Source organism: Fontibacillus phaseoli (assembly GCF_003337355.1).
GTDB classification, from domain to species: Bacteria; Bacillota; Bacilli; order Paenibacillales; family Paenibacillaceae; genus Fontibacillus; species Fontibacillus phaseoli.
Map to the genome: position 1 here is coordinate 27,101 of NZ_QPJW01000006.1, position 13,781 is coordinate 40,881.

General features: G+C 53.7%; 14 protein-coding genes. 7 read left to right on the forward strand and 7 right to left on the reverse strand.

What is annotated here, in order from left to right:
• Position 1: 1 nt before the first annotated feature.
• Positions 2-910 (reverse strand): ABC transporter ATP-binding protein, encoded by a 909-nt coding sequence (locus tag DFP94_RS25550; protein WP_181873170.1) that lies wholly within the window; start codon positions 908-910, stop codon positions 2-4.
• Positions 911-1,124: 214 nt separating this feature from the next.
• The gene (locus DFP94_RS15505) at positions 1,125-1,760 is read right to left on the reverse strand and encodes an MBL fold metallo-hydrolase (protein ID WP_114497376.1); all 636 of its coding nucleotides are present in this window, start codon (positions 1,758-1,760) and stop codon (positions 1,125-1,127) included.
• Between the two features lie 136 nt (positions 1,761-1,896).
• Here DFP94_RS15505 and DFP94_RS15510 point away from each other — a divergent pair, with 136 nt between their 5' ends.
• The gene (locus tag DFP94_RS15510; RefSeq protein ID WP_114497377.1) at positions 1,897-2,346 is read left to right on the forward strand and encodes an Lrp/AsnC family transcriptional regulator; all 450 of its coding nucleotides are present in this window, start codon (positions 1,897-1,899) and stop codon (positions 2,344-2,346) included.
• A gap of 116 nt (positions 2,347-2,462) precedes the next feature.
• Here the strand turns inward: DFP94_RS15510 and DFP94_RS15515 are convergent, their stop codons facing one another.
• The 5 genes from DFP94_RS15515 to DFP94_RS15535 form a co-directional block, all read right to left on the reverse strand.
• Positions 2,463-3,200, reverse strand: coding sequence for an ABC transporter permease (locus DFP94_RS15515; RefSeq protein ID WP_114497378.1), 738 nt, complete (start codon positions 3,198-3,200; stop codon positions 2,463-2,465).
• Positions 3,201-3,914 (reverse strand): ABC transporter permease, encoded by a 714-nt coding sequence (locus DFP94_RS15520; RefSeq protein WP_114497379.1) that lies wholly within the window; start codon positions 3,912-3,914, stop codon positions 3,201-3,203. It lies immediately after the preceding gene.
• Complete coding sequence (locus DFP94_RS15525) at positions 3,911-4,825, reverse strand: ABC transporter ATP-binding protein (RefSeq protein WP_114497380.1); 915 nt, start codon at positions 4,823-4,825, stop codon at positions 3,911-3,913. Before DFP94_RS15525 ends, DFP94_RS15520 begins: the two co-directional genes overlap by 4 nt.
• A 657-nt stretch (positions 4,826-5,482) precedes the next feature.
• Positions 5,483-6,886: a sensor histidine kinase gene (locus DFP94_RS15530; RefSeq protein WP_114497381.1), complete on the reverse strand. Its 1,404-nt coding sequence runs from the start codon at positions 6,884-6,886 to the stop codon at positions 5,483-5,485.
• Entirely contained in the window at positions 6,883-7,560 is a 678-nt protein-coding gene (locus DFP94_RS15535) for a response regulator transcription factor (RefSeq protein ID WP_425459261.1), read from the reverse strand. The genes DFP94_RS15530 and DFP94_RS15535 overlap by 4 nt, the downstream gene beginning before the upstream one ends.
• 255 nt (positions 7,561-7,815) lie before the next feature.
• On the opposite strand from DFP94_RS15535, the gene DFP94_RS15540 reads away from it, so the two are divergent.
• The 6 genes from DFP94_RS15540 to DFP94_RS15565 all read left to right on the forward strand — a co-directional run bounded on the left by DFP94_RS15540 (position 7,816) and on the right by DFP94_RS15565 (position 13,521).
• A complete protein-coding gene (locus DFP94_RS15540; protein ID WP_114497383.1) occupies positions 7,816-9,078 on the forward strand; it encodes a DUF438 domain-containing protein in 1,263 nt (420 codons plus the stop codon).
• Positions 9,079-9,291: 213 nt separating this feature from the next.
• Complete coding sequence (locus tag DFP94_RS15545) at positions 9,292-10,242, forward strand: ROK family glucokinase (protein WP_114497384.1); 951 nt, start codon at positions 9,292-9,294, stop codon at positions 10,240-10,242.
• A gap of 55 nt (positions 10,243-10,297) precedes the next feature.
• Positions 10,298-11,191, forward strand: coding sequence for an RNase adapter RapZ (rapZ, locus tag DFP94_RS15550; protein ID WP_114497385.1), 894 nt, complete (start codon positions 10,298-10,300; stop codon positions 11,189-11,191).
• 73 nt (positions 11,192-11,264) lie between these two features.
• Positions 11,265-12,209 (forward strand): gluconeogenesis factor YvcK family protein, encoded by a 945-nt coding sequence (locus DFP94_RS15555; protein WP_114497560.1) that lies wholly within the window; start codon positions 11,265-11,267, stop codon positions 12,207-12,209.
• Positions 12,210-12,214: 5 nt separating this feature from the next.
• Positions 12,215-13,144: a DNA-binding protein WhiA gene (gene whiA / locus DFP94_RS15560; protein WP_114497386.1), complete on the forward strand. Its 930-nt coding sequence runs from the start codon at positions 12,215-12,217 to the stop codon at positions 13,142-13,144.
• Positions 13,145-13,251: 107 nt separating this feature from the next.
• Entirely contained in the window at positions 13,252-13,521 is a 270-nt protein-coding gene (locus DFP94_RS15565) for an HPr family phosphocarrier protein (RefSeq protein WP_114497387.1), read from the forward strand.
• Positions 13,522-13,781: the final 260 nt, after the last annotated feature.

Sequence of the window (13,781 nt, forward strand, 5' to 3'; positions counted from 1 at the left end):
TCTATACAGCCTCCTCTTGGCTTATGGTCAGTTGTTCAAATGCTTCATCCAGCCGTCCCTGGTCGATCCGGATGTCCCGAACCTCCAGCTTTTCCGCAAAAATCGTTTCCAACACCAGGTCGGTATTCTCCGTATTTACATAAATCCGTCCTTCTTTGTCATAGAAGTCTGACAGCACAGGCAAAGTTTTTAAGATTTCGCGCAGCCTTGGACCTTCCTGACGGGCGAGGAAGGAAACCGAGCGTTTGACGATCCGCGATTTGATCTCCTCCGGCGTTCCGTCGGCAACCAGCGAGCCCCGGTGAAACAGCAGAATGCGGTCTGCGGCATCGTCGGCTTCCTGCAAATAATGGGTCGTGAAAAGGATCGTCTTGCCCTGTCCGGCCAACTCCCGGACGCTTTCCCAGAACCGTCGCCGGGCCGTGATGTCCAGACCGACCGTCGGTTCATCGAAGAAGAGCAGGTCGGGATTGCCCGCCATCGCGAGGGCGTAGCCAAGGTTGCGTTTCTGTCCCCCGGACAGCTTCTCCGCGAACCGCTTCAAATCGGACTCCGCCAGTCCCGTTAACCGGATCAGGACATTCATGTCCATCGGCTGCGGATAATAGCTGCGGATAAGGTCGAGCACTTCCTTCACTTTAAGCCGGTCCATGATGCTGACTTCTTGAAGCATGGCGCCGGTTTTTTCGCGTACGGCTTGATCCTTCGGATGCTTTCCGAAAATCTTGATATCTCCTTCCGTCGGGTCTAGCAGGCCCAGCATCATTGATAGCGCCGTCGTTTTGCCCGCCCCGTTCGGTCCCAGAATCGCTACGATCGAGCCCTTTTCTATGCAAAAAGAGAGGTTGTTGACCGCTTTTTTGTCTTTAAACGTTTTACTTACCTGATTCATTTCGATAATGCCTTCCATGGGTTCGCCTCCGTTGTTGTTCCTGTTCTTGACTTAAGAATAAGGTAAGGGGAGGCTCGGCGTTAGTAAGGACTGTCATGAATGGAGGGTGACAATTGTCACGAATTGAAGAGGAGCGAGAAAGTTGAAAAGAGTGAGCAAGAGCCGCTTTCCGTCCCACCGATATCGATGGCTGAAAAGCGGCTCTGCTCCCTTATGAGTCAAGCAAGCGGGGTTACGGTTCGGAAATCCATTCGCCGTCTTCAGGAACAAGCACGCGGCCGGTTAGCCCTTCGGCGGCCAAGTACTGGCGGAGATTCTCCCTAGTGGTCAAACAGTGATTGATCGCATCCATATGGACGGCAATGAATCGGGTATCGGGGGCATGACGGCTTACGGACGCGATGTCCCCGGCATCCATCGTAATGGGTTCGCCGGTAGTGAAGCGGGCCCCTCCCGCATTTACGACGGCGACCTCCGGCCGATGGAGGTTCAGCGCTTCGCGTACCTCCTCGCACCAGATCGTATCGCCGGCGATATACAGGGTCGGTTCTCCGGCGGCTCGGAAAACGAACCCGGACACACGGCCCATCCGCTCGCCGATCTCGCCGGTCCCATGGCGGCCGCCGGTGCGGGTTAACGTGATGCCGTGGTATTCCTGAGTGTCCCGCACCGCGGTGACCGAGGTAAACCCGGTGCCCCGAATGGCTTCCTCGTCGCCCGGCTGGCAGAGGAGCGGATTGCGCCGGTCATTCGGCGTATTCGGAAACGGCGGATAGGCGCCGGGTTCGGCCAGCATCGGATCTATAAGCCAGGTCAGACCGCCGTATTCCAACCCTAGGGTGGCGTGGCGAATCAATGTGATTTTCATGAAGGACACCTCTTTCTTTGGAGAAGACTCATTTGCTACAATTATAAAAAATATATGTAAAGTCCGACATGGCTTGGTGAAAGGGAAATCGCCTTCCGGCTTTCAGCTTGAAAGAAAAGATAGGAGTGATCAGGACATGGAGCATTTGCCGGATATCCAACCCCCGGGTATCGATGATACCGATCTTCGAATTCTCCGTTGTTTACTGGAGGATGCCAGCCATTCCCACAAGGAAATCGGTGGAGAGGTTCATTTGACCGGGCAGGCGGTGGGCGCGCGCGTTCGCAAGCTGCAGGATCTCGGCGTCATTGAAGGCTATACGCTCCGTTGGAATCCCGAGCGGTTGGGGCTGTCCGTACATGCGTTCGTTACCGTCTTTATGAATTCGAGTACGGGGCATCAAGCTTTTCAGGAGTTTGCGGCGGGTTGCGACAGCATTGCCGAGGTACACCGCGTCAGCGGCGAGGGCTGCTATTGGATGAGGGTTCGGGTGTCGAGCCAATCCTTGCTGAATGAATTTCTTGAGGAGCTGCTGCGGTTCGGGAATTATAAGGTTAGTTTGTCGATCGGGAAATTGAAGGGGTAGCGGAAGAATGTAGGCTGACTACGAAGTTGTAACTGCATTAAGACAGAAAAACCGTCCGGGAGTGCGCACTTCAACTAGAGTGCGCGGCTCATGCCCGGGCGGTTTCTTTGCGGTTGTTAAATTTCCTTACGGCGGAAATGAATCAGACCGGCCGCAAGGAACAGCAGGAAGCTGCCGACAACGGTAATCATCAAACTTTCGAGCGGAAGGTTAAACGCGCCGTAGTTCTCTTCCCCGGATGGCATCATGGCAAGAACGGGCTGGGCCCACGGATAGAACGGGCCGATTTTTGCCGAACTGACGATCAGGATGTTGGGGATCGTCAGCGAGACATTCAGGGCGAGCGGAGCGGCAAAGCTCGCCCAGCTCAGGGATACGCCGAGCTGCAGCGCAACCAGCGGCATACAGGCGATCCAGCCGCCGAGCAGGCTGGAGGCGATCATGGCCCACGGGATCGGTGCCGTGAAGGCCTGAATCCAGCCAGCGGCGAGAACGCCGCCCAGGAAGATCAGCTGGCAGAGGGCCAGCAGGCCGGCCACGATGGTGAACTTGGCCAGGTAAACGGCACTTCGCGAGACCGGCAGGACAAGCAACTGCTTCCAGCCGCCGCCGGTGTGCTCGTACCGGCACAGAAAGGCCGGGAGCAGGCCGGACATAATCGGCAGGAAGAACAAGGCATGGAGCATGGCCATTGCGCCGAGCATGACGGTCCAGGGATTAGCATCGCTATACGACGTTTCGGCCAACGCGCCGATCAACGTAGACAACAAGGGACTGGCCAGCAGAAGCAGCCAGATGCGCGACTTCGACATCTTCAGTCTTTCCGAAGATAAGACACGGAAAAAGGTGCCCATTTATTCCACATCCTTTCGGTTGAAATGGATCATGCCCATTACCATGATGACGGCGCCGCAGATGATGCCCGCGCCGACGAACCAACTGGCATGAGGACCGCTATAACCGAAGGCGGGCCAATTGAGCGGGAACCATTCCGGGAGCTGCATGGCGAACGGAGACATGATTGCAGCCGCTACCCCCAATGTCACTGGCAGGGCCTGGTTGCGGAAGGTTAGCGACAGCCACAACTGAAGCGCGAGCAAAGGCAGCGCGCCCAGGTAAGGGAAAAAGCCCATCCGCAGGATGTCGCCCAGCGGAATATCGGTGCCGAACCCCAACGCCAAGCCAAGTACGATCGTAAAGATCGGCAGCAATATGCAGGATGCAGTAAGAAGCAGGAAACAAAGTGTAAACTTGCCGCTAAACACGGCGGTTCTGGAAATGGGCAACGCGAGCAGCTGTTTCCAAGAACTCATTTGATGTTCTACATTAGCGACCAAAGAGCTGACCAGGGTTACGCCCAGATAAAGCGCAATGGGGACGAAGATGACGACATTGCTAATCAGGCCGCCCCAGAGGTCATCCGCGTACTGTTTTTTCAGGTAATCGAGCCGCAGCCCAAAGTTCAACGCCTGCATGGCCACGAGCCCGACGGGAGCCAGAAAAATCAGGAACCAGATTCCTTTGCCGCGGATTTTCAAAAAGTCGGCGGAGAGCGAGCGGAGCATCATGGCCGGCTTCCCTCCCCGATGACCTGCATGAAGATATCTTCCAGCGATTTCTTATTCTGCTCTACCCGGTAAATGTCATGCCCGTTCTCGACCAGACGCTTGACGAGCTGGGCTACCTGCGGGTCTTTCATGCCCGGGAATACCAGTGTGCCTTCCTTCAAGTTGCCGGCGGCCCCCAGGTCGCGGGCCAACCAAAGCGCGGAATCGGGCTCGGAGACGACCAGTTCCATATCGTGCGATGCTTGAAACCGCAAATTCTGGATCGTATCCTGGAACACCATCCGTCCTTCCCGGATAATGCCGACCCGATTGGCCATCTGCTCGACTTCGCCCAGCAAATGGCTGGAGACGAGCACGGTAATGCCGTATTGGACCGGCATGCTTTTGATCAGCTCGCGGATCTCGTGGATCCCGGCGGGGTCGAGGCCGTTGGTCGGCTCGTCGAGAATGAGCAGATCCGGGCTGCCGAGCAGGGAGGCCGCGATGCCGAGCCGCTGCTTCATCCCGAGCGAGTAGCCTTTGACCGCCCGGCGGGACTCGCTCGTCAGCGAGACGATCTCCAGCACCTCGTCGATGCGCGACTTCGGCGCGCCGAGGATGCGGCGGATCGCCTCCAGGTTGTCGACGGCGTTCAGATGGCCGTAATAGGACGGGTACTCGACGAGCGACCCGATCCGGCGGAGTATCGCGAGCTTGTCTTTGCGGAGCTCGCGCCCGAAGATGGAGATTGAGCCTTTGGTCGGCCCAATCAAGCCGAGCAGCATGCGGATTGTAGTCGTTTTCCCGGCCCCGTTCGGGCCGAGGAAACCGTAGATATCCCCTTTGGCAATTTCCAAGTCCAAATGGTCCACTGCAAAGCGTCCCCGATATTTTTTCGTTAAGCCCTTCGTTTGAATAATCATTTCGTTCACGTCAAATCACCTCGGTAATGATCATACCGTCCGAAGTTTAAAGGTGAAGGGGGGGCAAGTTTAAATTTTGTTTAAGCGAGGGAAGAGGGGGGACGGGAATGGTGGTGGCAAGAGTAAATAGAGAATGGCGGGTGTAAGGTGAAAGTAAGGTGAAAGTCGAGTGAATGAGCGAGTGCTTAGTTAAAGTAGTGAAGTAGTGGCAATAGTGACAAAAAGAGCAGTTAGAGCAATGAGATTAATAGTGAAATTGTAAGTGTGTACGTAATCGTACTGGTGTGCAAATTGGCGAAAAGTTAGCAGAAGTGGGTACGGTAGGAGTGGGTGTAGAAGTAACTTTAAATATAATCTGCTGCGATAGTGGCTCTGGTCGTCGTAACCGGCAGTATAAGCAAATAATGCCCAAAGCGGGTATATAGACATCGATCCCCCAGAAGCAATAACTGGACTTTCTCCAGTTAATTTTGCTGTATTCAGCTATATAAATAAAATAACTGGAAAACCTGCATGTAATTCGCCCCTTTACGCGCAAATGAACCGTATTAGGGCAAATTAGCTGGAGGTTTTCCAGTTAATTGGGGCAGCGCGCCCCTTAAGCGTGAATTAGCTGCATGTTTTCCAGTTAATTACAGCGGTCGGTCGTCGGTTAGTACCTTCGCGCTACACCGACGGATAAATATAAATCCTCGTCCCGCCCTCCGTGGACGATTCCGTCTCACGGACGAGGCTCATTTCCCGCAGCAGCAGATCGACGATCTGCAGGCCGAGGCCGGCGCCTTTCGCCGGGGAAGCCGCGCCCAGGCCGGGCCCCCGGTCCGTGACGACCAGCGCCGTCCGGCCGTGCCGCCGGGCTAACGAGATGCCGACGTAGCCGCCGGAGCTCGCGTGCCGCACGAGGTTCTGGAACAGGTTGTCGAGCACGCGGCGGAAGCCCTGCTCGTCGATCCGCCAGGACAGCGGCTCCTCCGGCAGGTCGATGTCGGCCTCGATGCCGGCCTTTTCCCAGAGCGGGTACCAGGCGGCGGCACTCACCCGGACGACGCGGAGGACGTCCCGACTCTCCAAATTCAAAGCGTACCGCCCGCTGGCGAGCAGATTGTAGGAGAGCAGATGGTCGATCAGCCCGCTGAGATCGTCGATTTTGGTCTCCATCAGGGAGAGGGATGTCCGGCCCTGCTCGGAGAGCGGTTCCTTGCGGAACGAATACAGCTGCCCGGCGAGAACGGTCAGCGGGGTCCGCAAGTCGTGCGAGAGATTGCTGATCAGGCTCTTGCGGAGCTCTTCCTCCTCATTCTCCCGGCGCCTGCTGTGGCCGAGCTCGTCGACCATATGATTGAACGCCTGTTCAAGCCGCCCGATTTCATCCGGCCGGCCCGTGGGAATCCGGACCGGCAATCCGTTCGGCCCGGTCCGGGTCATGCCCGATTCCAGCCGGAGTAGGCGTTTCCGGATATCCCGGAAGAATAAATACGATAGCAGAATAAAGAAGGCAAACATCAAAAACATAAAGAACCCGTAAAACCGGGAATCTCCATCTCCGTTTCTGGTCGTCTTTTTCATATGTTTACGAGGAAGTTCAAATACCATGAAGCCTTGCCCCGCCGCCTCTTTTTCCCCGCCGATAAAAGCGACGATGGTAAAAGGGTCGGAGTCCACGGCCGTTTTCATATAGGAAATGGCGTCCTCCGGTGACCATTTGGCCGGCAGGCCGCTCCGTTCGGGCAACCGAAGGCGGGTCACGCCTTCCGCATCGACCCAGAACATGGAAGCATCCGGATAGCGTTGTTTGAGATTCTTCAGACCGGCATCGATTTCCGCCGGCGTTTTTCCGCCCAAGGCCAGAGCTTCTTTGTGCCATGTCTCCTCTAGCGTATAGGCGGACCCGTAGGAGCGCGGAATCGGTTCTTGCTCCACCGACTGGGGAAACAGCAGCCGGTTAACACCCCACGAAGCCATAAAGCTGAATGGAATCAGAATCGGGATGAACACGAGCGCGAAGCAAATGATGACCAGATAGCGCGACAGCAGCGAGTTGCGGAATTTGAGTTTGCGGGCGGGTCTCATGACCGCACCCGATAGCCGATGCCCCGGATCGTTTCGATAATTTCCGGGGTGGCGGGATCACGCTCTAATTTTTCGCGCAAATGGCGGATATGTACCATCAGGGTTTTATCTCCGTCGAGGTAAGGCTCACCCCAGACCGCTTCGAAAATTTGTTCCTTGGTCATGATCTGCCCGAGGTGTCTCAGTAAATATTGAAAAATGTGAAACTGCTTCCCGGTCAGTACGATTTCTTCCCCCGTCTCCCGGTTTTTGATCGTGTTTTCCTTCTCGTACACGAGCAGATGCTTTAATTCCAACGCCTCGGAGGAAGCCGCGCCGCTGCGGCGCAGCAGTACCTCAACCCGGGCCGCCAGCTCGTCGGGATGAAACGGCTTGGTCAGGTAGTCGTCGGCGAACTGCAGTCCCTGCAGCTTGTCATCGATCGATGTCCGGGCGGACAGCATCAGTACCGGCAAGCCGGGATACTGCTTTTTTAGCCGCTGTCCTACGGTAAATCCGTCCAGTCCGGGTAGCATGACATCCAGGATAGCCAGTTGGCACGAACCCGCTTCTTCGACGGCACGATCCCCGCTGGTCAGCCAGGTGACTCCGTACCCGCGTTCCTTTAAATCCGTGCTGACCCACTCCCCGATTTCCCGGTCGTCTTCGATATATAAGATGTTTTTGCTTGTCATCATCACTGGAATCATTCCTTTCGGAATCTATTGTGGCAAATTGGTGAGGAAAAATAAACCGTCTGGACCAACAAATTTTAATTTGTGATTACAATCACAAGTCGGCTATATTCGCTATGCTACTTTTTATGTGAGAACGGTTATCACTTAAATTTTACTTATTTTAATATTGATAGATTATTTGATCAGACTTTTAGCGGCATATCAGGCCCATGGACAACAAATTAAAATGAAAAGGTGAAGGGAGATCTCAAAATGAGCGAACTCATCAACAACCGGGAGCAAAGCGTACCGGAACAGACGCGTCGTCAGGCTCTGCTGAAGGAAATCATTAAGGAACTGCATGAAGGGAAGAGCGTAGCGGAAGTGAAAGCCCGCTTTGAAGAAGCCGTAGGCGATGTTACCGTGTCCGAAATCTCCGCGATGGAGCATGCGCTGATGGAGGAGGAAGGCATTCCCGTCGAAGAGGTGCAGCGCCTATGTTCCGTGCATACCGAAATTTTTAAAGGCTCGATCGAAGACATTCATCGTTCCTCCACGCCGGAAGAACAGCCGGGGCACCCGGTTCATACGTTCAAGCTGGAGAACCGCGAGATTGAGCGGCTGGTCAATTTCAAAATAGCACTTCATTTGGACAAATTCAAAAAGGACGTCTCCGAAGACATTATTTTCAAGCTGTTGGAGGACTTGAGTTTGCTGCTTGACATCGATAAGCACTACAGCAGAAAAGAGAATTTGCTCTTTCCTTATTTGGAGAGATACGGGATCTTTGGGCCGACCAAGGTCATGTGGGGCGTCGATGACGGCATTCGCGCGATGATCAAGGAGGTCAAGGCCAAACTGACATCCTATGACGGCGATCAGGAGATGCTATGCATCGATCTGGAGCGGATCATCCAGGAAGTAAATGCGATGATCTTCAAAGAAGAGAACATTTTGCTGCCGATGGCCTTGGAGAAGCTGACCGAAGACGAATGGGTAAAAATCGCCCGCGAAAGCGATCAGATCGGCTTTTGCCTAACGTCTCCCGATCAGGAGTGGATTCCCGAGCGTTCTCCGATTCCGGGCATGGAAACGGCGGAGGACGAAAGCGGAGAGGATGACGGGGCTCCCCAGGGGTACGTGAAATTCCAGACCGGCATCCTGTCGGTGGAGCAGCTTGAAGCGGTCATGAACCATCTACCCGTTGATTTGACTTTTATCGACGAGAACGACGTGGTCCGTTACTTCTCCCACGGCAAGGAGCGGATCTTTGCCCGCACGAAGGCGGTCATCGGCCGGACGGTACAGAACTGCCACCCGCCGCAAAGCGTGCATATCGTGAACGAACTGCTGGCGGATTTCAAAGCCGGGAAAAAGGATGACGAGGACTTCTGGATTCCGATCAAGGACAAATTTGTTTATATCCGTTACTTTGCGGTTCGCAGCGAGGACGGACGGTATCTGGGCACTCTCGAATTCACGCAAAATATCGCGCCGATTCGCGCTCTGGAAGGGCAGAAACGGATCATGTCATAACCGGGCCACCGCCTTTGATTTCCGCTTTATGCGGAGTCGGGGCGGTTTCTTTTTCCAAGGGTTGTGATCGTTGTCATATTGCCGGAAAGCCTTGTCTTTACTGGATTCTCTGACTTCCTGCGTCTCTTGACCGAACGGATGGGTTCGCTTATAGTGGGTACGTAGGAATATTACCGTATTATTTACTATTTAGAGAAAAAGGTGGCTTGTACAATGTCTGAAAAAATCTACATTGGTGTTGACCTGGGCGGAACGGCGATTAAAGTCGGCATCTGTAATGAAGAAGGTCAGCTTCTTCATACTTACGAAGGGCCCACCGAAACGGAGAAGGGCGCTGAAACGATCGTTAATAACATCGAGCGCTACGTTCGCCTGATTGTGGAGCAATCCCCTTTTGAGTGGGAGCAAGTTGCAGGTGTAGGTGCCGGGGTGGCCGGTTTTACTAACGTACGCGAAGGCATTATTATTTTGGCGCCGAATGTAGGTTTGAGGGATCTTCACATTCGTGAAATCCTGGAAGAACGTTTGGGCAAGTCGATCAAAATAGACAACGACGCCAACGTGGCGGCACTGGGCGAGGCTTGGGGCGGTGCAGGCAAAGGTGTTGATAACTGCGTATGCTATACGCTGGGTACCGGCGTCGGCGGCGGCATCATTATTGACGGCAAAATCTATCAAGGGTTTAGCGGATTGGCAGGGGAGTTGGGACATATGGCTGTTGTCCCGGATCTCGAAGCGATTCAATGCGGCTGCGGCCAAATGGGCTGCCTGGAGACGGTTTCATCTGCAACGGGAATTATCCGCATGGCCAAGGATGCCGTAGCGCGCGGGGAACGCACTTCCCTTGCTCTGGTCGAAAATATTATGGCCAAAGACGTTTTTGACGCGGCAAAAGCCGGCGATGAAACGGCGATCCGGATCGTAAACCGCGCCGCTTTCTATCTCGGTAAATCGCTGGCAGCGGTTGCCGTCGTGCTGAATCCGGAGCTATTCATTATCGGCGGCGGCGTGTCCAAAGCCGGAGACATTTTGTTCGATGAGGTTCGCAATGTTTTTGCCAAGCATACGCCGGAGCCGGTCCAAAAAGGCCTCAAAATCGTCCCTGCTTCCCTGGGGAACGACGCCGGAATGGTCGGCGCGGCCGGATTGTTCCTTCGTTCGTAATAGAAGTTTATATAAGAGATATAAGGAATAGGAGAACTTTCGAGGAGGGAAAAGGATGCCGGAAAAAGATACTTCTTCAGTTGCCAATCTGATGATTATTACTGGCATGTCGGGAGCCGGTAAGTCACTTGCTGTGAGAAGCTTGGAAGATCTCGGATTTTTCTGCGTCGATAATTTACCCCCGGTTCTTATCCCTAAGTTTGCGGAGCTGATCGAACAGTCCAAGGGCAAGATCGCCAAAGTGGCGCTTGTCATCGACCTTCGCGGCCGGGAATTTTTCACCGCCCTGTCGGAGTCGCTTGGGTATATTAAAGATCATTTCACCATCAAAAGCGAAATCCTGTTTCTGGACGCCACCGACGCGGTGCTGGTACAGCGGTATAAAGAAAGCCGCCGTCGCCACCCGTTGGCTCCGGAGGGGATGCCGCTCGACGGAATCCGGCTGGAGCGCAAAATGCTTGAGGAACTGAAACTGTCGGCTACCCAGGTCATCGATACCAGCAGCATGAAGCCGGCCCAGTTGAAAGAAAAGATCATTACCCGGTTTTCCCACTTGGAGAGCAGCAATTTATCTGTTAATATAACATCTTTCGGATTTAAATACGGCATACCGATCGACGCCGACCTGGTGTTTGACGTCCGGTTCCTGCCGAACCCGCATTACATTGAACAGCTTCGTCCGCACACGGGACAAGACAGTGAAGTATATGATTATGTTATGAAGTGGCCGGAAACTCAGGTATTCCTGACCAAGTTGTTAGACATGCTGCACTTCCTGCTGCCTCAATATCATAAAGAGGGAAAAAGCCAGGTCATTATCGGGATCGGCTGTACCGGCGGTAAGCACCGTTCGGTGGCGATCGCCGAATATTTGGGCCGGATGCTCGGGACCAGCGAAACGGAAAGCATTCGCGTGAGTCATCGGGACGAGGGCCGGGACCGGCATTAGTGGCCGCTCAGAAAGTGGTGAGTCAGAAGTGGCAAATCGGGCCAAGGAAGGAAGAGTGCCGCGGATCGTGGTGATGGGCGGGGGAACCGGCCTATCGGTCATGCTTCGCGGGTTGAAAGAGAAACCGCTCGACATCACGGCCATTGTTACCGTAGCCGACGATGGCGGCAGTTCCGGAATTCTCCGTAGCGAGCTGCAGATGCCGCCTCCGGGGGATATCCGTAACGTATTAACCGCTTTGGCGGACGTCGAGCCGTTGTTGTCGGATATGCTTAATTACCGTTTCGCTTCCGGTTCGGGTTTGGCCGGACATAGTTTGGGCAATTTGATTTTAGCGGCGATCACCGATATTTCCGGTGATTTCGTTACGGCGGTCCGCGAGCTTAGCCGCGTGTTTGCCGTACGCGGGCGCGTATTGCCGGCCGCCGGCCAGGCGGTGGTGCTCCATGCGGAGATGGAAGACGGATCGATTATTACGGGCGAATCCAAGATTCCGGAAGCCGGCGGCAAGATCAAGCGGATTTTTCTGGAGCCGGAAGAAGTCGAACCTCTGCCTGAAGCGGTGGAGGCCATCCGGGAAGCCGATGCCATTCTGATCGGACCGGGAAGCCTGTACACCAGCATCATTCCGAATCTGTTGGTGCCCAAGCTGGCTGAGGCCGTACTGGAAAATGAGAGCGCAATAAAGATTTTCGTCTGCAATGTGATGACCCAGCCGGGCGAAACCGACGATTATACGGTCAGCGATCACTTGCAGGCCGTTTACGAGCATGTGGGTCACCACCTGTTTGATTACGTCATCGTCAATGACGGCGAGATCCCGACGCAAGTTCAGGATTTCTACGCCGAGAAAGGCGCCAAGCCCGTTCAAGTCGACTGGGATGTGGTAACGGGCCGGGGATATAAAGTCATCGCTGATACACTCGTGCTGTTTCGCCGTTATTTGCGGCATGATGCGGACAAATTGAGCCATCATATATATCAGTTGGTGCAAAACTGGATTTTACGAAAGAGGTGAGTCCCTTGTCGTTTGCGGCGCAAACCAAAAAAGAATTGACCATGGTCGAGGCTGATGCCTGCTGTGAACTGGCTGAACTGTCCGCGTTGATCCGGATGAACGGTTCGGTTCAGGTTTCCAACAAAAAGGTCATTCTGGATATTTCGACGGAAAACGCCGCGATAGCAAGGCGGATTTATTCTTTGTTGAAAAAGCATTTTCAGATCCACACCGAACTGTTGGTTCGCAAGAAGATGCGCCTCAAGAAAAACAATGTTTATATCGTGCGCATTCCGGGCCGGGTTCAGGAGATTTTGAAGGATCTGCAGATTGTTTCGGAGGGATTTATTTTTACGCCGGGGATTAATCCCGACCTTACCCGGAAAAACTGTTGTAAGCGGGCGTACCTGCGTGGCGCGTTCCTGGCCGGCGGCTCGGTCAACAACCCGGAAGGCTCTTCCTATCACCTGGAGATCTCCTCCATGTACGAAGAGCACTGTCAGGCGCTTGTTGATTTGGCCAATGAATTTCATTTGAACGCACGCTGCATCGAACGCAAGAAGGGCTTTATTTTTTACATCAAGGAAGGCGAAAAAATCATCGAGCTGCTGAACATTATCGGCGCGCACCAGGCACTGTTCAAATTTGAGGATGTGCGGATTATGCGCGATATGCGGAACTCCGTTAACCGGATCGTCAATTGCGAAACCGCTAATTTGAATAAAACGATCGGGGCGGCCGTACGGCAAATCGACAACATCAGGCTGCTGCAAAAAGAAGTAGGTCTCGAGAACTTGCCCGACAAGTTGCGGGAAGTCGCCGAGGTGCGTCTCGCGCATCCGGATATGAACCTTAAGGAAGTCGGCGAACTGCTAAAGGGTACGGTAAGCAAGTCCGGCGTAAACCATCGGCTGCGCAAGATCGACGAGTTGGCGGAAAAAATTCGCGGGAGCTAAAGTTGTTTTGCTAGTGTGACGTAGGCTGTGTATGATATAATGGTATAAATTATAAATGTTCACATCGTTGAACACGTGATCGAATTTGTATTAGGGGGTAAGGTTTGATGATCAAAAACCCGGTAACCGTTCGTCTGAAAACGGGTCTTCACGCCCGGCCGGCGGCGCTTTTCGTTCAGGAAGCGAATAAATACTCGTCCGAAATTTTCGTTGAGAAAGACGATAAAAAAGTGAATGCCAAGAGTATCATGGGCATTATGAGCCTTGCCATCAGCACAGGCACCGAGATTTACATCAGCGCGGAAGGTGCGGACGCCGAGCAGGCTGCAAACGCTTTAATCAATTTGGTCAGCAAAGAGGAATTGGAGAACCAGTAATTTTAGTTTACTTCGATTCTTGTGCAAAAACGAAGGGGATGAATCCGTGTATGCGAGCGGATTCATCCCCTTTTATTTATGTGTGCCTTGGCGGGAAAAATAACTGGATTTTCTCCAGTTATTTTTCGGGTAAATGGCCAAATCAGCACAATTTACTGGAAATCCTCCAGCTAATCCAACTGATTTTATACTCCAAGGCCTTTAATAGATATATTAGCTGCATTTTTTCCAGTTAATTACATACAACACGCCCAAAAGCG